This window comes from Rhodococcus sp. GQ147 (assembly GCF_059759155.1).
The window spans coordinates 21246-40744 of sequence record NZ_JCAXDU010000001.1 but is presented as its reverse complement, the minus strand read 5'-3'; the positions used below and the strand labels follow the sequence as shown (position 1 = coordinate 40744).

Sequence of the window (19499 nt, the reverse complement as noted above, 5' to 3'; positions counted from 1 at the left end):
CGGTAGGTTGAGCTGCGTGAGCTCACTCGAACCGCCTCAGCACGTGTGCTCCACATTCGGTCTCCGCGACGTCGAACCGGTCCCGCTCGGGCCCGACTGGGACGGCGGTTTCCGGTGTGGAGACGTGGTGCTGTCCCGAGTCGCCGATCATGCTCGCGCGGCCTGGTCCGCCAAAGTGCGGGAGACCCTGACCGTCGACGGTGTGCGGCTGGCCCGTCCGGTGCGGTCCACCGACGGTCGCTACGTGGTCTCCGGATGGCGCGCCGACACCTACATCGTCGGTACGTCCGAGCCCAGGCACGACGAAGTGGTCTCGCTGTCGCTGCGGCTGCACACCGCCACCGCGCAGCTCGAACGTCCCCGTTTCCTCATGCAGCCTCCGGTCGCACCCTGGGAGGACGTCGACGTCTTCGTCGCGGCCGACCGCGCGGCCTGGGAAACCGTGCCCCTGCGCAGCGCCCGCGCGGCGGGTGCGCCCGAGACGGTGACCCCCGACGGCCGTAAGAGTCTCGACCTGATCAACCAGCTCGCGACCTTCCGCAAGCCCGTGCACCTGCCTGATCAGCTCGTCCACGGCGACCTGTTCGGCACGGTCCTGTTCGCCGGGCGTGCGGCGCCCGGTCTGACCGACATCACTCCCTATTGGCGCCCGGCCTCGTGGGCGGCCGCCGTCGCCGTCGTCGACGCACTGTCGTGGGGCGGTGCCGACGAAGGGCTCATCGGTCGCTGGGAGGACCTGCCGGAATGGCCGCAGATGCTGCTGCGCGCGGTCATCTTCCGTTTGGCCGTGCACGCGCTGCACCCGCGCTCGACCGAGGACGCCTTCCCGGGCCTGGCGCACACCGCCGACCTCGTGCGGTTCCTCCTGTAACACCTCACAGGGCGGCCGGGGCCGGGGTGAGCAACTCTTGACGCGACGGTCACCGCGGGCAGCACCGTAGCAACACCCGTTTCCTACCTTGGGGATCAACACGGACCCGAGGAGGAACGGCGATGACGACCTTCATCGAAAAGGAAAGTCTCAGAGACAAATTCGCGCGCAAGCACAACATCGAGCGGTGGGACGCCGAGGATGTGGAGGCGTGGGAGGCCGGCGGCAAGCAGGTCGCCAAGCGCAACCTGATCTGGTCGGTGATCGCCGAGCACGTCGGCTTCTCCGTCTGGTCGATCTGGTCGGTGATGGTGCTGTTCATGCCCACCGAGGTGTACGGCATCGACGCCGCCGGCAAGTTCTTCCTGGTCGCCGTCCCCACGCTCGTCGGCGCGATCCTCCGCATCCCCTACACCGTCGCCACCGCCCGCTTCGGTGGCCGCAACTGGACCATCTTCAGTGCCCTCGTACTGCTGATCCCCACCATCGGGGCGCTGTACCTGATGCTGAACCCGGGTCACTCCTACACGACGTTCATGCTGGTCGCGGCACTTGCCGGTGTCGGCGGCGGCAACTTCGCCTCGTCGATGACCAACATCAACGCCTTCTACCCCCAGCGACTGAAGGGCTGGGCCCTCGGACTCAACGCCGGCGGCGGGAACATCGGTGTCCCGGCGGTCCAGCTGATCGGCCTGCTCGTCATCGCCACCGTCGGCAACACCGAGCCCTGGATCGTGTGCGCGGTCTACCTGGTCCTGTGCGCCGTCGCCGCGCTCGGCGCCGCCCTGTTCATGGACAACCTCCGTGATCAGAAGGCCGACCTGCGGGCCATGGGCGCCGCGCTGAAGTTCCGCGACTCGTGGATCATCTCCTTCCTCTACATCGGCACCTTCGGTTCGTTCATCGGCTTCAGCTTCGCCTTCGGTCAGGTCCTGCAGATCAACTTCCTCGCCGGCGGCGACACCCCCGCCCAGGCCGCACTGCACGCCGCGCAGATCGCCTTCATCGGCCCGCTCCTCGGATCCATCTCGCGCCCGCTCGGCGGAAAGCTCGCCGACCGCATCGGCGGCGGGAAGATCACCCTCTACACCTTCGTCGCGATGGCCCTGGCCGCCGCGGTGCTCATCGTCGCCGGCACCCTCGACGACCGCACCACCGGCGCCGCGACCGGCGGTGTGCTGACCGCCATGGTGCTCGGCTTCATCGCCCTGTTCCTGCTCTCCGGGCTCGGCAACGGCTCGGTCTACAAGATGATCCCGTCCATCTTCGAGGCCCGTGCGCAGGATCTCGACGAACTGGATCGCGACGAGAAGGCCGCCTGGTCGCGCAGCATGTCCGGTGCCCTCATCGGCTTCGCCGGTGCCATCGGCGGACTCGGCGGCGTGGGCATCAACCTCGTCTTCCGCGCCTCCTACGGCGGCGAGGCGCAGTCCGCGACGATGGCCTTCTGGGTCTTCGCGATCTTCTACCTCGTGTGCATCGCGGTGACCTGGTTCGTCTTCCTCCGCCGCCCTCACACCACCCCCACGAGCGAGCCGTCCACCGAGGCTCCCGCCCCGGCCCGCGTCGCAGTCTGACCGATCCCCGGCACGAAGAAAGAGAACATCATGAGCCGCAAGAACGTCGTCGTCGTCGGACACGGAATGGTCGCCCACCGCTTCGTCGAAGCCCTTCGCGTCCGCGACGAGCAGAACAGCTGGTCGGTGACCGTGCTCGGCGAGGAGGCCGACGCCGCCTACGACCGCGTGGGACTGTCGTCCTACGTCGGAGCCTGGGACCGCAAGGAACTCGCCCTCGCCGGAAACGACTACGCAGCAGACGACCTCGTCGACCTGCGTGTCGGCACCCGCGCCGTGGGAATCGACCGCGCGGCCCGCACCGTCACCACCGCCGGCGGCGACGTTCTGCCCTACGACAGCCTCGTCCTCGCGACCGGCTCGTACCCCTTCGTGCCCCCCGTGCCCGGCCACGACCTGCCCGGCTGCTTCGTCTACCGCACGCTCGACGATCTCGACGGCATCCGCGCCGCCGCCGAACGCGCCAAGGCCGCCGGCCTCGCCGGCATCGTCATCGGTGGTGGCCTGCTCGGACTCGAGGCCGCCAACGCGCTGCGCCTGCTGGGCGTGACCCCGCACGTCGTCGAGTACAACAACCGGCTCATGCCCGCCCAGGTCGACGAGGGCGGCGGCCGTGTCCTCGACCGTCTCGTCACCGACCTCGGCCTCGTCACCCACACCGGTGTGGGCACCGAGAAGATCGAGGCCGGACCTGAGGCGCTCCAGGTGACCTTGTCCGACGGCTCCGTCCTCGAGGCCGGGCTCGTGATCTTCTCCGCCGGCATCCGTCCCCAGGACGAACTCGCCCGCGAGGCCGGACTCGAACTCGGCGGCCGCGGCGGTGTGCTCACCGACCGCACCTGTCGGAGCACCTCGGACGAGGCCGTCTACGCGATCGGTGAATGCGCGGCCGTCGAGGGCACCTGCTACGGACTCGTAGCCCCCGGCTACAGCACCGCCGAGGTCGTCGCCGACCGGCTCGTCGGCGGCACCGCCGAGTTCCCCGGCGCCGACCTGTCGACGAAGCTCAAACTGCTCGGCGTGGATGTCGCGAGCTTCGGCGACGCCCACGCGACGACGCCCGGCGCCCTCGAGGTCGTGCTGTCCGACTCCGCGAAGGGCACCTACGCCAAGCTCGTCGTCTCCGACGACGCGAAGACCCTGCTCGGTGGCATCCTCGTCGGCGACGCCTCCGCCTACGGCACGCTGCGACCGCTGGTGGGCCGCGAACTGCCGGGTGATCCGGCCACGCTGATCTCCCCGGTGGGGGAGAAGCCGGGCGCCGGCGCGCTGCCCGACGACGCCGAGGTGTGCTCGTGCAACGGTGTCACCAAGGGCGCGATCTGCGGCGCGATCTCCGAGGGCGCCTGCGACATCGCGCAGATCAAGTCGTGCACGAGTGCGGGCACCACCTGCGGCGGCTGCCTCCCGAGCATCAAGCAACTGCTCGCCCAGTCGGGTGTGCAGATGTCGAAGGCCCTGTGCGAGCACTTCGAGCAGTCGCGCGCCGAACTGTTCGAGATCGTCCAGGCCACCGGCATCCGCACCTTCTCCGTGCTCATCGCGCAGTACGGAACCGGACACGGCTGCGACATCTGTAAGCCGGTGGTCGCCTCGATCCTCGCGTCCACCGACTCCGACCACATCCTGCACCCGAAGCAGGCAGGTCTGCAGGACACGAACGACCACTTCCTCGCCAACATCCAGAAGAACGGCACCTACTCGGTCGTGCCGCGCATGCCCGGTGGCGAGTGCACCCCCGAGCAGCTCATCGTGATCGGTGAGGTGGCACGCGATTTCGGTCTCTACGTGAAGATGACCGGCGGTCAGCGCGTCGACCTGTTCGGTGCCCGCGTCGAACAGCTCCCGCAGATCTGGAAGCGTCTCGTCGACGCCGGCATGGAATCCGGCCAGGCGTACGGCAAGTCGCTGCGCACCGTCAAGAGCTGTGTCGGCTCCACCTGGTGCCGCTACGGCGTGCAGGACTCGGTCGGGATGGCCGTCGCCCTCGAATTGCGTTACCGCGGACTGCGATCGCCCCACAAGCTCAAGATGGGTGTGTCGGGTTGCGCCCGTGAATGCGCCGAGGCACGCGGCAAGGACGTCGGTGTCATCGCGACGGAGAACGGCTGGAACCTGTACGTGTGCGGCAACGGCGGCCAGTCGCCCAAGCACGCACAGCTCCTCGCCGGTGGTCTCGACGACGAGACCCTCGTCCGCTACATCGACCGGTTCCTGATGTTCTACATCCGCACCGCCGACCGGCTCCAGCGCACCGCGCCGTGGCTCGACGCACTCGAGGGCGGTCTCGCGCACCTCGAGGAGGTCGTGTGCGACGATGTCCTCGGCATCGCCGACGATCTCGAGGCCGCGATGGCCAAGCATGTCGAGGGCTACAAGGACGAGTGGGCCGGTGTCCTGGAGGATCCGGAGAAGCTGGCGCGGTTCGTCTCGTTCGTCAACGCGCCCGAGCAGCCCGACCCCACGGTCCGCTTCGACGACAGCGGCCCCCGCAAGGTCCCCGTCCTCGTGGGTATGCCGGGCATCGGACCCGGAACCGGGGCGTGACGACCGCTTACCCCGAGGGAACGAGCGGGTAACGCGCTCGAAACACCCGGCACCCACACTTCAGGACAGCAGTTTCAAGGAGGACAGCGATGACCGTCATCGAGACGCACACCGTAGGGGGATCGACGCGCGACAGCGTGTTCGACGGGCGACTGGAATGGACCTCGGCCTGTCCGCTCAGCCATCTCATTCCGGGCCGCGGCGTGGCCGTGCTGCTGCGCGGCGGCGAGCAGGTGGCCCTGTTCCTGCTCGACGACGGAACGCTGCGCGCAGTAAGCAACTTCGATCCGTTCGGCCGCGCCGCGGTGATGTCCCGCGGTATCGTTGGCGACCGAGGCGGAGAGCCCACCGTGGCGTCGCCGCTGCTCAAGCAGGTCTTCTCCCTCGACGACGGCCGGTACCTCGACGATCCGTCGGTGCGTCTGCCCGTCTACGAGGTGCGCGTATGGGCGGGAGTCGTCCAGATCCACAGCCTCGTCCCCCGTGACCAGCGGCACGAGGGGCCGACCGGAGAGGGTTCGTGAGCGACGACAACGCGCCGTTGCGGGGATTCACCATCGGCGTGACGGCCGCTCGGCGTGCCGACGAGTTCGCCACGCTCCTCACCAGGCGTGGGGCCGAGGTCGTGCACGCCCCCGCCATCCGCATCATCCCGCTGTCCGACGACGACGAGCTCGAGCGCGTCACCCGCTGCATCGTCGCGCAGCCCCCGGACATCACGATCGCCACCACGGCGATCGGATTCCGCGGGTGGATGGGTGCAGCGGAGGGCTGGGGACTCGCCGACGACCTCGCGCAGGCACTCGGCTCGAGCCGGATCCTCGCCCGTGGCCCGAAGGTCACGGGCGCGATCCGGGCCGCCGAACTCCGCGAGGAGTGGTCTCCTTCCTCGGAATCGTCCGCCGAGGTGCTCGAACTTCTGCTGAAGGAGGGGGTCGCTGGCCGCCGCATCGCGGTGCAGTTGCACGGCGAGCGCACCGAATGGGAGCCTGGGACCGACGTGTGCGATGCGCTGCGCGCTGCGGGCGCAGACGTCGTGCCCGTCCCGGTCTACCGATGGACGGCCCCCGAGGATCTCACCGCGCTCGACCGGATGATCGAGCAGATCGTCGAACGCGGACTCGACGCCGTGAGCTTCACCAGTGCACCGGCCGTCGCGTCGATGCTCATGCGGGCCAAGGAGACCGGCTGGCTCGAGCCGATGCTCCGGTCGCTGCGGACCGGCGTCACCGCGGTGTGCGTCGGTCCCGTCACCGCGGCACCGCTCACCGAACTCGACGTACCCGTCAGCATGCCCACCCGATCCCGGCTGGGCTCGCTGGCCCGGCACATCGCCGAGGAACTGCCCCGGCGGGCTGTGCGCATCGAGGCCGGCGGTCACGTACTCAGCCCGCGAGGGCGCTGCGTGATCGTCGACGGCACCGTGCGGTGCCTTCCCCCTACCGGGATGGCCCTGATGCGCACACTCGTCGCGCGCGCCGGTCTCGTCGTCTCCCGCGAGGAACTCCTCGCGGCCCTGCCCGGTGGTGGCGGCGACACTCACGCCGTCGAAACCGCGGTCGCCCGGGTGCGCTCGGCTCTCGGCGCACCGGCGATCGTGCAGACCGTCGTCAAGCGCGGCTACCGCCTCGCCGTCGATCCGGAAGGAATGCATCCATGACCGGTACACACGCCGACCCGGCGCTGCTGCTCGTCGCGCACGGCACCCGCAATCCGCGCGGTGTCGACATGATCGCGGCGCTCGCCGATGCCGTCTCCTCCCGCGTCGGTCCCACCCGTGTCGCCTTCGTCGATGTCCTCGGACCGTCGCCCTCGGAGGTCCTGCGCGACACCGGCCGTCCGACCGTGCTCGTCCCCGCCTTCCTCGCCTCCGGCTATCACGTGCACACCGACGTTCCGCGCGAGGTCGCGGCCGGCGGGAACGACGCGGTGACGATCACCCCCGCGCTCGGTCCCGATCCTGCTCTCGCCCGTGTCCTCGTCGAGCGGTTGCGGCAGGCCGGCTGGGTCGAGGGCGACGACGTCGTTCTCGCGGCCGCCGGCTCGTCCGACCCTCGCGCCCGCCACGACGTCCACGTGACGGCCCGCATGGTCTCGTCGCTCGTGCAGACCCCGGTGCGCGTCGGATGGATCGCCACCGGAGAACCGCGGGTCGCGACCGTCGTGGACGAGGTCCGCGCCGGCGGCGCACACCGGGTGTTCGTCGCGTCGTATCTTCTCGCCGACGGTCTGTTCCACCACCGCCTGGCGGAGGTCGGTGCCGACGGCGTCGCTGCGCCGATCGGTGTCGCCGAACCCGTCGTCGACCTCGTGGCCCGGCGCTACCGCTCCGCGGTCGACGCGTTGCGCCTCGCTCCCGTGGGAGCGGCTCGCCACCGCGCCTGAATCAGCGGGGGAGCGGCAGCAATTCGACGCGGTCGCCGTCCACCGCTCCCGGTGGCACCACGGCGATCGCGCTGCGCCCGATGAGGCCGGCGAGATGCGCGGTACGAATCGTGTTGTCGCACAACCATCGTCCCTGCACGTCCTGGCGGGCGGGGAGCAACCGCGTGATGTCGCCGACGACCTCCGAGGCGTTCGCCAGCGGAGCGGTCACAGGAGTCGCCGGGGTGCGGAGGGTGCGGCCGTCGACGATCGCAGGCAGCAGCACCAGCAGCGTCGACACCGCCGCCACCGGATTCCCGGGCAGTCCCAGCACGGCACGGCCGTCCGGCAGCGTCGCCGCGACCTGTGATCCGCCGGGCTTGCACCGCACCCGTTCGACGACCACCTGCGCGCCGGCCCGCGCCAGCGCACCGCGCAACTGATCGGCGGCGCCACCGCCCGTCGCGCCCACGATGACGATCGCATCGGCATCGGTGCCCGTGAACAACGCATCGAATCCGTCGGCGGTGTCGCGGAGATGCCCTTCACCGACCACCGTGGCGCCGCACCAGCGGACGAAGTCCGGGAGTACCGGACCCAGCGAGTCGCGCGTCTGCCCCTCGCGCAGAGGGCCGGTGCGTCGGATCTCGTCGCCGGTGAGCACTATATGCACCCGTAGAGGACCTCGCACCCGGAGTTCGGTGACCTCACCGCTGGCGGCCGCGGAGGCGACCGCCGGGCTCACGGCGGTGCCGGCCTCGGCGAGGACCGTCCCCGACTCCCAGTCCTCCCCGCGGCGCCGCGCGTCGTCGCGCACGGGCGCATCGGGCAGGCGACTGACGAGACCGCCTTCCATACGGACGAACTCGTCGCGCACGACGGCGGTCGCGCCGGCCGGCAGGTGGGCGCCCGTCGCAATCCGGGCCGCTTCCCCGTCGCCGAGCGTGAGCGAGCCTCCGTCGCCCGCGTAGCGGATCTCGTTGCGCAACAACCACGGTCCGTCGCCCGCCACCGCGTAACCGTCCATCGCCGAGGTGCGGACGCGAGGCAACGCCTCCACCGCGACGAGCGGAGCCGCCAATGTGGCGCCCCGCGCCTCCTCGACCGGGACGGTGCGGAAAGGCAACGGCGACAACGCTTCCCGTAGGATTCTCCGCGCCCGGTCCGGATCGGCGGCCACACGGGCGGTCGCGGATCCGGCGCGCGCCGCCTCCAGATCGGCAGGGGTGTCGCAGTCGGTCGCCTCGGACACCGAGACGGTGACGTACCGCTCGGGCAACAACGCCTTCATGGGCCGGTTCGCGACGTCTCCACCGAGAGAGTCCAGACGCGCGGCCAGCGCCGGTGTCCGCCACGCGGCGAGCAGGAACTGCACCCGGCCGGTGTCGTCCACCGCGAAGGCGGCCTCGGCCGTCGCATCCTCGTTCAGGGCCTCCAGCAGGGCCGCAACCGTCGTCGGTGTGACGAACGGAAGGTCGGCGGCGAGAGTGACCACGAGATCGGCGACCGGATCCGCCGCTGCCAGCGCCGCGACCGGACCCGCACCGGGCGGTGTCTCCTGGATCTGCAGCACGTGGAGGTCGAGATCGTCGCGGTGCGGACCCACCACCGTCACCCGCGCGCACCCCTCGACCGCGCCCAGGGCGGTGTCGAGCATCCTGCGGCCGCCGACGGTCAGAGCGGGCTTGTCGACGCCTCCCATGCGGGTCGCGCGGCCTCCCGCGACGATCACGGCTTCGACGTGGGTGAGCGTGCTCATGCCTTCATGCTGCCTCATCCGCCGCGCTCGTGATCGTCTGTACTCGCCGTGTCCGGCACCGATCGCACTGCCGTGTCGCGGATAGACTGCCGGGTATGTTCTTCGGCTGGCGGAACGGCGCGGCGGTGTTCGTCGTCCTCATGTCCTGGCTCGTCTCCGCGGTCGTTCCGGTCACCGCGGTCTCCACCGGCGACACCGCCGGATTGCTCCTCGGCCTGCTGGTGGTGGTCGTCGCAGCACTCACGTTCGTCACCGCCGCGGAGGATCCGCTGTTCGCCTTCGGTCGCAGCATCCGGGGCCCGACCTCCGAGGAACGACGTCTGCGCGGCGGGTTCCGCCGCCACTCCCACCCCGACACCGCCGGACGGCCACGTCCGCGCTCACCCGGTTCCGTCCTCGCCCTCGACGCTCCGTCCGACGAGGAACACCGGGAGATTTTCCATGTTCGATCCCTATCCACACGGCACACCCGCCGTGTCCGTCCGCAGCGCCCACCGCTCGTTCGGTGACCTGACCGTCTTCACCGGGGGTGAACGTCGACGTCGCCCCCGGCGGATGTTGCGCCGTGATCGGCGCGAACGGCACCGGCAAGTCCACCCTGCTCGGATGCGTCGTCGGCGTCGACCGACTCGACGAGGGCGTTGTCGAGATCCACGGCGTCCCCGTCGACGAGAGCTCGCCGACGCTGCGACGGCAGGTCGCCGCAGTCCTCGGCGACGTGGCGACATTCGCGCATCTCACCGCGCACGAACACCTGCAACTCGTCGCCACCGGTCACGGCGTGACCGACCCGTTCGACGCGGCGACACAGGTCCTCGAGACGGTCGGTCTCGCCGCGTCGGCCGATCGACTGCCGCTGACCTTCTCGAGCGGGCAACGCCGCCGGCTCGCGCTGGCCTCCGCGCTGGTACGGCCCCGGCGGTTGCTCGTCCTCGACGAACCCGAACAGCATCTCGACGACGCCGGTCGCCGGTGGCTGGCGTCCACACTGGAAGCCGAGAAGCGCGCGGGCGGCACCGTGCTGATGGTCTCGCACGATGTCGCGCTGGTGGACGCGGTCGCCGACCAGGTGGTGGAGGCGGACCGATGGAGCTGACCGGAACCGTCCCCAGCGCGCGCGACCTCCGCGCGCTCCGTCACGCCTTCGAGCGCCGGCGCGCGCCGCTGGTGGATCGTCCGGCCCTCGCTGTGCTGGTCGTCCTCGGCTTGTATGTCGGCGGGGGACTGGCGTGGTGGTTGTTCTCCCTTCCGGCGACGACCTTCGCGTGCGGGGACCCGATCGTGCGCGATTCGGGGTGCACCTCGGCGTGGGGATGGGCCGTCGTCGCGATCGCGGTCGCTGCGGGGACGGCGTCCACCCGGGCCGCAGGTCCGGTGACGTGCGGTACCGAGACGGAGTTCTGGCTGCTGTCCACACCGGTGGATCGCGGTGCGGCACTCCGCCCGAGAGTCGCGGCGCTCCTGATCTGCGGTGCAATCGCGGGTGCTCTCGCGGGACGGTTCGCGACGTTCGTGACCACCCCGGAGGGGCGCGTCGCGTTCACATGTCTCGCTGCCGCCTCTCGGTGTCGGTGCCGTCGCCCTTCCGATGCTCGTGCAGTGCCGGGTACTCGTGCCCGCGGTCGTGCGGGTCGTGGTCGGGCTGTGCCTCGTCGCCGTTCCGGGCGTGGTGACGGTCGCCGCCGTCGGCGTCGCGGTGCCACCGCCGGGACCGTTGTTCGTGGTGGGGGCGTGGATCGCCGTTGCGGCACCGGCGGTCTCGGCGTTGCGTCGATGCGACAGGATCGCTGCACCGGAGTGGAGGGTGGGATCGGACACCGCGGTCGGTGTGTCGGCGTCGTTCACGGCACTCGATCCTTCGCTGCTGACAGGCGTGGTCGAACGGAAGGCCTGGTTGCGCATCGGATCCCGCCGCTCGCGGGCCCTGCCGCGCCGCCGGATCGCGGCACTCGTCCGTTCCGATCTGCTCCGCCATGTCCGTAGGCCCACACCCGTGCTCGTCGCGTGCGTGGCGCTGCTCGGCGTCGTGGTGCTGATGTCGGTCGTATCGCCGCCCGCCGCTGTCGTGGTGCAGCTCGTCGCCGTCTTCACCGTGGCGACGATCTTCGGTGCGGGTCTGCGCGACGTGAGCCGCGATCCCGATTTCGCCGTCCTGCTCGGTACGAGCGACACGTATCTGCGTCGCGCACTCTCGGCGGTCCCGGGGTCGGCCGCGGTCGTCGCCGGTGCCGTGACGGGATTCGCCGGGAGTGCGTCGGTGGCGAGCGTCGTGATCGTCATCGTCGGTGGGTGCGCGGCCGCCTATCGGATGCGCACGCGACCTCCGATCGGGTACGACGGTCTGATCCTCGAGACGGCCGTCGGGCAGATTCCGGTCGATCTGCTCCGGCAGTGGGCGCGGGGACCGGACCTACTCGTCGTCTGCGCGTGGCTCGCCGCCGTGCTCGCCTGAGCCCGGCGGGAACCGGTGTCGAGCACGGGTGAGATCGATCCGGTCGCCGGAGATCGGGACGCCCTCGAGTTCGAGACGCGCGAGTTGCCGGCGCGCGAGGTGCGAGGCCGGTCGCCCGGACGCCGGGACCACGCGGTGCCACGGCAGGTCGGCGGAATCGGTCCGCATGATCCATCCGACGGTGCGTGCACTCGACAGGCCCGCGGCACCGGCGATGTCGCCGTAGGTCGCGACCCGGCCTGCGGGCACGGAGGCCACGAGTTCGCGGACCCGCTCGATCTGCTCGTCCGTGGTGACCACCGGCTACACCATCCGGGCCACGAGTTCGGCGGTCTCGGCGGGACGCGCCTGGTCGATCATGTGGTCGCAGTCGAATTCGAGCAGGGTCAGGTCGTCGCCGAGTCGTTCCGCCAGGTCGCGACGGAAATTTGACGTGGTGTACGAGGGTTGCACCTTCCCGGCCTGCACGAAGATCGTCGGGATACCGGCGGGCGGAAGGACGGGTCCGCGGGCCAGCTCGCCCCACGAGGTCACCAGCGCAGGTACGCAGATCCGCCAGTTGACACGCCCCGAGTCGAGTTCGACGAGGTGCTCGGCGATCTCCTCGTCGAGCAACTCGGGGGCCACCTCGCCCCAGTCGCCGTGGACCTTCTCGGCCCGCGCCTCCGCCTCGTCCGTGTAGTCGGGGTTGTGGAGGGTGAGGTCGGCGATCTCGAGCATCCGGTCGGCCGGGAGGCCGATCGCCGGATCGAGGAGTACCAGCGCCCGCACCCTGTCGGGCACCGCGGCGGCGAGATGCACCGCGAGGGCACCACCGAAGGAGTGGCCCACCACGGTGACGGGACCGGTGGTGTGTGCGTCCAGCACGGCCTTCAGGTCGGCGATGTGCGCCTCGCACGACCACGGGGGAGTCCACGGCGACCGGCCGTGACCCCGGAGGTCCGGAGCGACGAACCGCAGGTGGGGCAGGTGTCGTTCGGCAAGGTTCCGCCAGCGTCGGCCGTGACCGGTGAGTCCGTGCAGGGCGAGGACCTCCGGTCCGTCGACGGGGCCGAACAGATGGGTGTGCAGAAGATCCGTGGCACTCACGCCGACCACTATCCCAGTCGTGACTCCGCGGTGTGCCCCGGACGCTGTCGTACCCGTCTGGTGGGATGGGGTCATGCTCGACGTCGATACCGGCATCCCCGACCTGCACCCACCACGGGCGCAGGTCACCGACCTGCCCGCCACCGTCTCGCGCATGTCCGAACCGCAGATCCCCGATCGCGTCCGCCGCCCGGCCGCGCGCCTCGTGCGCAGGTCCGCCGAGGCGCCGGTGGCCCGCGAGTGGCCCGACGACGTGCGCGTGCTGTTCGACGACGCCCCGCCCTCCCTCCGCTGGCGGCCGTGGCAGGTCCTCGGCGGTCCCGGCACGGGCAAGACGTCCCTGCTGGTCGACCTCGCGGTCCACCGCATCGCCTCCGGCGCCGATCCCGAGTCGGTGCTCATCCTCACGCATTCGCGGCGGGCCGCCACCGCCGTGCGCGAGGCGATCACGGCCGGTCTGATCGCGCTCGGCGACGGCGCAGTGCCCCGCGCCACACGCGAGCCGCTCGTCCGTACCGTCCACTCCTACGCCTTCGCGGTGCTGCGGTTGCAGGCCTCGGCGCACGGCAATCCGCCGCCCCGTCTGATCACCGGCGCCGAACAGGACGCCGTGCTGCGCGAACTGCTGCGCGGCGACATCGATGACGGCGCCGGGATGTGGCCCGAGCGGTTGCGTCCGGCACTGGGCATGACGGGCTTCGCCGTCGAACTGCGCGACCTGATGTTGCGCGCCAACGAGCGCGGTCTCGGCCCGGAGGATCTGGTCGCGCTCGGGGAGCGCCGCAATCGGCCCGAATGGGTCGCGGCCGGGCGTTTCGCGGAGCGCTACGAGCAGGTGATGCTGCTTCGCGGTGCCGTCGGTCTCGAAGCTCCGGAGGCCACCGCTCCGGCACTCGACGCGGCCGAACTCGTCGGCGCGGCGCTCGCGGCGTTCGCGACCGATCCCGATCTGCTGGCCGCCGAGCGCGGCCGCATCCGCCACCTGCTCGTCGACGACGCCCAGCATCTCGATCCGCAGGCCGCCGACCTGGTCCGCGTGATCGGTACCGGCACCCGCACGAGCACGATCGCCGGCGACCCCGATCAGGCCGTCTTCGGCTTCCGCGGCGCCGACACCTCCTTCTTCGAGAGCCTCGGCGAGGCCGACGGATCGCGCCGCATCGTGTTGGATGTCAACCATCGTGCCGCTCCCGAGGTGGCGTCCCTCGCCGACGGGATCACCCGCAGACTGCCGGGCCTGCCGCCGCACCGGGGTATGGCCGGGAACCGCGTCGAGGAGGGCGATCCGGGGCAGGTCCGCGTGGCGGTGTGCTCGTCGCAGGCCAAGGAGGCGGCACTGGTCGCCGACACCCTGCGCCGGTCCCATCTCGTCGACGGTGTGCCGTGGTCGCGCATGGCGATCGTTGTCCGGTCCGTGCCGCGGGTACTCGCGCCGCTGCGTCGCGCGCTGCTCGCGGCGGGCGTCCCGATGACGACCGCCGCCTCCGAACTCCCGCTGGCCCGCCAGCACAGCGTCGCGGGACTGCTGCTCGTGCTGCGCGCGGTATCCGACAGTGGCTTCAGCGGGGACGAAGCACTTGCCCTGCTGTCCGGGCCCATCGGCGGGGCCGAACCGGTCGCGCTGCGGAGACTGCGGCGTGGTCTGCGGCGGGTCGAGCTAGCATCGGGCAACGACCGCGACTCCGCCGAACTGCTGCGCATCCTGCTCACCGAGGGCGACGACACCGCCGGGAACTCGCATCTGATCCGCGGGCTGACCGACGTCGAGGCGGCACCGCTGAGGAAGGTGCTCGGTGTGCTGCGCAAGGCCCGCTCGGCGGCGCTGCGCGGGGGCGGTCTCGAGGACGTGCTGTGGGAGGCATGGCAGGCCACCGGACTCGAACGGCGATGGGCCGCCGCGTCGGCCTGGGGTGGGCCGATCGGGGCGCAGGCCGACCGCGATCTCGACGGCGTCGTGGCTCTGTTCGACGCCGCCGCCGACTACGTCGACCGTCTGCCCCGCGCACACATCGCCGGGTTCGTCGACTATCTCACCGAGCAGGAGATCCCTGCGACGGCTCGCACCCGTGTCGCCGCCGAATCCGAAGCGGTCACGGTCGTCAGCGCGCACTCCGCCGCCGGTCGCGAATGGGACGTCGTGGTGGTCGCCGGTGTCCAGGAAGGGCTGTGGCCGAGCCTGCGCGCCCGCGGCACCCTGCTCGGCATCGAGGCCCTGATCGACGCGGTCTCCGGTGCCGACGGCGGCGACGAGGCCGGTGCGCGGCTCTCCCGCACCGCACCGCTGCTCGCCGAGGAGCGGCGCCTGTTCCTGGTGGCGTGCAGTCGCGCCCGCACCCACCTTCTGGTGACCGCCGTCGATTCGGTGAGCGGCGACAGCGAACTGGTCCGGTCCCGTTTCGTCGACGAACTGCGCGGTGTCGGCACCGACGACCTCGACGCGTCCGACGACCTCCTGGCCGAACCGGTGCCCGACGAGGTCCGCACCCGCGTGCTGGCCCTGCCCGCCCTCGTCGCCGAACTGCGCAGCGTGGTCTGCGATCCCGAGATCGCCGAGACCGAACCCGAACGACAGCAGCGAGCCGCCCAGCAACTCGCGCGGCTCGCGCTCGCCGGGGTGCGCGGCGCCCACCCCGACGACTGGTACGGCACGGCCGATCCCAGCACCGCCGACCCGCTGTGGGATCCCGACGACGACGCGGTGCGATTGTCGCCGTCCACGGTCGAACAGCTCACGACGTGTCCGCTGCGGTGGATGTTCGAGCGCCACGGCGGTTCCGACGGCGAGAACAGCCATGCCGTCACCGGCACGCTGGTACATACCCTCGTCCAGGCGCTCGCCGGGCGGATCCCTCCCGACCGCATCGACCAGGCCCTCGAGAAGGCATGGGACTCGGTCGATCTGGGTGCCGAATGGTATGCCCGCCGCGAGCTCGAACGCACCCGCCGCATGCTCGACACCTTCTCGACGTGGCTGCAGGGCACACGCGGAGAGCTCACCGAGATCGGCGTCGAGATCAAGGTCGACGGCATCCTCGAACCCGATTCCGACGACAAGCCCCGCGTGCGGCTCCGTGGTCGCATCGACCGGCTCGAACGCGACGCCGAGGGCCGCCCGGTCGTCATCGACGTCAAGACCGCGAAGAACCCGGTGTCGAAGGACGCCGCGCGCGATCATGCCCAGCTCGCCGCCTACCAGGTGGCCGCGGCGGCCGGCGCGATCGAGGGCGAACCGGCATCGGAGCCCGGTGGCGCGCGCCTGGTCTTCGTGGCGAAGCCGCACAACAAGGAAGGCGCGACGCAGCGCGTGCAGCCGCCCCTCGACGAGGACGGTCTCGCGCAGTGGCGGGAGATCATCCACGACGCGGCGGCCGCGACCCGCGGCCCCCGCTTCGTTGCGAGAGTCAACGACGGGTGCCGGCACTGCCCGGTGCTGTCGAGCTGCCCGGCACACGACGAAGGCAGACAGGTGACAGGGGAATGAGTGCACCACGGGTGAGCGCGAAGCGCCTGGCGGAGGCACTGGGACAGTTGCCGCCGACGACCGAGCAGGCCGCCGTCATCGAGGCCTCGCCCGGCCCGATGCTGGTCGTCGCCGGGGCCGGTGCCGGCAAGACCGAGACGATGGCCGCGCGGGTGGTGTGGCTCGTCGCCAACGGTCTCGTCGAACCCGAGCAGGTGCTGGGCCTGACCTTCACGCGTAAGGCCGCGCAGCAGCTCACGGCCCGCATCCGGGCGCGCCTGGCCAAGCTCGCCGGATCGGCGCTCCTGCGCGACCTCGATCCGAGCGGCGGGTTGCGCGCACGGATCCTCGGCAGCGAACCCGAGGTGAGCACATACCACGCATACGCCGGTCGTCTGCTCACCGAGCACGGTCTGCTGCTGCCCATCGAACCGTCGGCGACGCTGCTGTCCGAGACCGAGCTGTGGCAGGTCGCGCACCGCGTGGTCAGCTCGTGGGACGGCGAACTCGACACCGACCGCAATCCCGCATCGGTGACCGAGGCCGTTCTCGCCCTGTCCGGCCAGCTCTCCGAGCACCTCGTCGAGCCGGATCTGCTGCGCGACGCCCACGTCGAACTCGAACAGCTGGTGCATACCCTCCCGCCCGGCCCGGGGCAGCGCGGAGCACCGTCGAAGACGCTGCTCGGATACCTCGAGACCCAGCACGCGCGGTTGCAGTTGCTTCCGCTCGTCGAACGGCTGTCCGAGACACTGCGCCGCGAAGGTGCTCTCGACTTCGGGAGCCAGATGTCGTTCGCCGCGCGGGTCGCCCGCGATCACCGCGAGGTGGGAGCCGGGGAGCGGGAACGATTCCGGGCTGTGCTGCTCGACGAGTACCAGGACACCGGGCACGCCCAGCGCGTGTTACTCGCCGCCCTGTTCGGCGGTGGCGCCGATCCCGGTCTCGCGGTCACCGCGGTCGGCGATCCCATGCAGTCCATCTACGGCTGGCGCGGCGCGTCGGCCGCCAACCTGCCGCGGTTCGCGACCGACTTCCCGGCGGCCGACGGCGAGCCGGCACCCACCCGCGAACTGCTCACCAGCTGGCGCAATCCGCCGCAGGCCCTCGAACTGGCGAACGTCTCGTCCGAACCTCTGCGCGATCGCGGGGTATCGGTCAGCCGGTTGCGTCCCCGCCCCGACGCGGCCGCCGGCGACGTCCGCCTCGCGTTGCACTCCGACGTCGCGGTGGAACGCGACTGGGTCGCCGACCGGATCGCCGACGAGTACGCCGCCGCCCGCGAGGCCGGACGCACACCGCCGACCGCTGCGGTCCTCGTCCGACGCAACGCCGACGCCGCTCCGATCGCCGAGGCGCTGCGCGCCCGCGACCTTCCGGTCGAGGTCGTCGGCATCGGCGGGTTGCTGCACACGCCCGAAGTCGCCGACGTGCTCGCGATGCTGCGCCTGGCGGCGGATCCGCTGGCCGGGAGCGCAGCTGTGCGGGTGCTCACCGGCGCCCGCTGGCAGCTCGGTGCCGCCGACCTGAAGGCACTGTGGGAGCGCGCCCAGGAACTGGCCATCGCGGGACGCTGGGGTGTCGCCGGTGCGGTGACCGATCCCGACGCGCTCGAGGACGCCCTCGATTCGGCGCTGCCCGGTGAATATGCCGACCAGGCCGGTCTCGCTGATGCGATCTCCGATCCCGGCGACAGCAGCCGCTATTCGAAGTTCGGCTACGCGCGCATCGTCGCGCTCGGTCGCGAGCTGACCTCCCTGCGCGAGCGGCTCGGCCAGCCGCTCACCGAACTCGTCGCCGAGGTCGAGCGTGTGCTCGGTATCGGCATCGAGACCGAGGCCCGCGTGGGCCGCCGACGCGGTGTCGCCGGCCGCGAGCATCTCGACGCCTTCGCCTCGGTCGTCGCGTCCTACGCGGGGCGGACCAACGCGACCCTGCCCGGTTTGCTGTCCTATCTCGCGGCGGCGGAGGAGATCGAGCAGGGGCTCGCGCCCGGTGAGGTGGAAGTCGACCCCGACCGCGTGCAGGTCCTCACCGTCCACTCCGCGAAAGGCCTCGAATGGGAGGTCGTCGCCGTCCCACATGTCGCTGCCGGGGTCTTCCCATCCTCCACCGCCGCCGCGACCTGGCTCGGTTCGACGACCGAACTTCCCCCGCACTTGCGGGGCGACCGGGTGCTGCCCGCCGACGATCCGGGCAGCACCGACGGTGTGCCCGTGCTCGAGCTCGACGACCTCTCCGATCGCAAGATGCTCGAGCGGGCCATCGACTCCCACAAGGACGCGCTCAAGCGCCGCAAGCTCGACGAGGACCGTCGGCTGTTCTACGTCGCTCTCACCCGCACCGAACGAACACTGTTCGTCTCCGCCCACCACTGGGCAGACACCGGATCCGAACCGAAGGGACCCTCGCAGTTCCTCGAGGAACTGCACGAGATCGTCACGGCCCGGCCCGAACTCGGTGCGATCGACCACTGGGCTCCGGAACCCGAACCGGAGGAGGAGAACCCGCTCACGGCCTCACCGCGCAGCGCACTGTGGCCGCGCGACCCGCTCGGTGCCCGGCGCACCGAGGTCGAACGCGGCGCGGCACTGGTCCTCGCCGAGTTCGACCGGACCGACCTCCCGACCGAATACGACGACGATCCCGATGAGTGGGCCACCGACGTCGATGCGCTCCTGGCCGAACGCGAACAGCGCGCCGAGCAGAGCGCCGAGGTGGTGCTGCCCGCACAGCTGTCAGTCAGCCAACTCGTCGATCTCGCCACCGATCCCGACGCCCTCGCCGCGCGTCTGCGTCGTCCGTTGCCGTTCCGGCCCAATCCGCTCGCGCGTCGCGGCACTGCCTTCCACGCGTGGCTCGAGCGCAGATTCGGCGCGACGCGCCTGCTCGACCTCGACGAGCTTCCCGGTGCCGACGACGAGGACGGCGACGATTCGCACTTCGACCGGCTCCAGGAGGCATTCCTGCGGTCGAAGTGGGCGTCGCGCAACCCCGTCGAGGTCGAGGTGCCGTTCGAAACGGCCCTGGGCGGCACCGTGATCCGCGGACGTATCGACGCCGTCTTCGAGGATCCGGACGGCGGTTGGACGGTCATCGACTGGAAGACCGGCGCCGAACCGGAAGGCGAGAAGCTCGCCGCGGTGGGTGTGCAGCTCGCCGCCTACCGGCTCGCCTGGGCCCAGTTGATGGCAGCGCGGACCGAGCGGCTCACCGGCCGACCGGCCGAACTGCCGCTGCACAAGGTCCGAGCGGCCTTCCACTACGTCCGCACCGGACGCACCGTCGCGCCCGAGGAACTGCCGAATGCGGCGATGCTCGAACGCCTCGTGCTCGAGGCGGGGAATCTGCGAGGGCGTGCCGACGGCGAGTGACGCAAC

At 71.1% G+C, this 19499-nt stretch carries 14 protein-coding genes and 1 pseudogene; 12 read left to right on the top strand and 3 right to left on the bottom strand.

The window, feature by feature from the left end:
* The first annotated feature begins 16 nt into the window (after positions 1–16).
* The 6 genes from AC6CID_RS00170 (at position 17) to AC6CID_RS00145 (ending at position 7380) form a co-directional block, all read left to right on the top strand.
* Positions 17–871, top strand: coding sequence for a TIGR02569 family protein (locus AC6CID_RS00170; protein ID WP_006550248.1), 855 nt, complete (start codon positions 17–19; stop codon positions 869–871).
* 122 nt (positions 872–993) lie between these two features.
* Positions 994–2448, top strand: a complete 1455-nt coding sequence (locus AC6CID_RS00165) for a nitrate/nitrite transporter (protein WP_024101481.1) — start codon at positions 994–996, stop codon at positions 2446–2448.
* Positions 2449–2478: 30 nt separating this feature from the next.
* Entirely contained in the window at positions 2479–4995 is a 2517-nt protein-coding gene (gene nirB / locus AC6CID_RS00160) for a nitrite reductase large subunit NirB (protein ID WP_064061970.1), read from the top strand.
* A gap of 89 nt (positions 4996–5084) precedes the next feature.
* Complete coding sequence (gene nirD, locus AC6CID_RS00155) at positions 5085–5519, top strand: nitrite reductase small subunit NirD (protein WP_006550251.1); 435 nt, start codon at positions 5085–5087, stop codon at positions 5517–5519.
* Positions 5516–6655 (top strand): uroporphyrinogen-III synthase, encoded by a 1140-nt coding sequence (locus tag AC6CID_RS00150; protein ID WP_006550252.1) that lies wholly within the window; start codon positions 5516–5518, stop codon positions 6653–6655. The genes nirD and AC6CID_RS00150 overlap by 4 nt, the downstream gene beginning before the upstream one ends.
* On the top strand, positions 6652–7380 hold the full coding sequence (locus tag AC6CID_RS00145; RefSeq protein ID WP_024101478.1) for a sirohydrochlorin chelatase: 729 nt from the start codon (positions 6652–6654) through the stop codon (positions 7378–7380). The genes AC6CID_RS00150 and AC6CID_RS00145 overlap by 4 nt, the downstream gene beginning before the upstream one ends.
* 1 nt (position 7381) lies before the next feature.
* On the opposite strand, the gene AC6CID_RS00140 is transcribed toward AC6CID_RS00145, so the two are convergent.
* Positions 7382–9118 (bottom strand): NTP transferase domain-containing protein, encoded by a 1737-nt coding sequence (locus tag AC6CID_RS00140; protein WP_019288474.1) that lies wholly within the window; start codon positions 9116–9118, stop codon positions 7382–7384.
* 95 nt (positions 9119–9213) lie between these two features.
* On the opposite strand from AC6CID_RS00140, the gene AC6CID_RS00135 reads away from it, so the two are divergent.
* The 4 genes and pseudogenes from AC6CID_RS00135 to AC6CID_RS00120 all read left to right on the top strand — a co-directional run bounded on the left by AC6CID_RS00135 (position 9214) and on the right by AC6CID_RS00120 (position 11570).
* Entirely contained in the window at positions 9214–9627 is a 414-nt protein-coding gene (locus tag AC6CID_RS00135; RefSeq protein ID WP_498353441.1) for a DUF6412 domain-containing protein, read from the top strand.
* Between the two features lie 20 nt (positions 9628–9647).
* Complete coding sequence (locus AC6CID_RS00130; protein ID WP_498353440.1) at positions 9648–10214, top strand: ABC transporter ATP-binding protein; 567 nt, start codon at positions 9648–9650, stop codon at positions 10212–10214.
* Positions 10205–10618, top strand: a pseudogene (locus AC6CID_RS00125) (DUF6297 family protein); the annotation flags it as partial. The gene AC6CID_RS00130 and the pseudogene AC6CID_RS00125, both read left to right, overlap by 10 nt.
* Positions 10619–10706: 88 nt before the next feature.
* Positions 10707–11570 carry a DUF6297 family protein gene (locus AC6CID_RS00120; RefSeq protein WP_498353439.1) on the top strand — a complete coding sequence of 288 codons (864 nt, stop codon included), beginning with the start codon at positions 10707–10709 and terminating at the stop codon, positions 11568–11570.
* On the opposite strand, the gene AC6CID_RS00115 is transcribed toward AC6CID_RS00120, so the two are convergent.
* Positions 11529–11870 carry an MGMT family protein gene (locus tag AC6CID_RS00115; RefSeq protein WP_006550258.1) on the bottom strand — a complete coding sequence of 114 codons (342 nt, stop codon included), beginning with the start codon at positions 11868–11870 and terminating at the stop codon, positions 11529–11531. The two genes, AC6CID_RS00120 and AC6CID_RS00115, sit on opposite strands and share 42 nt — an antisense overlap.
* Positions 11871–11873: 3 nt before the next feature.
* Positions 11874–12659: an alpha/beta fold hydrolase gene (locus AC6CID_RS00110; RefSeq protein ID WP_498353438.1), complete on the bottom strand. Its 786-nt coding sequence runs from the start codon at positions 12657–12659 to the stop codon at positions 11874–11876.
* Positions 12660–12813: 154 nt separating this feature from the next.
* Here AC6CID_RS00110 and AC6CID_RS00105 point away from each other — a divergent pair, with 154 nt between their 5' ends.
* Entirely contained in the window at positions 12814–16140 is a 3327-nt protein-coding gene (locus AC6CID_RS00105; RefSeq protein ID WP_498353514.1) for an ATP-dependent helicase, read from the top strand.
* Positions 16137–19493 (top strand): ATP-dependent helicase, encoded by a 3357-nt coding sequence (locus AC6CID_RS00100; protein ID WP_498353437.1) that lies wholly within the window; start codon positions 16137–16139, stop codon positions 19491–19493. Before AC6CID_RS00105 ends, AC6CID_RS00100 begins: the two co-directional genes overlap by 4 nt.
* The last annotated feature ends 6 nt before the right edge of the window (positions 19494–19499 follow it).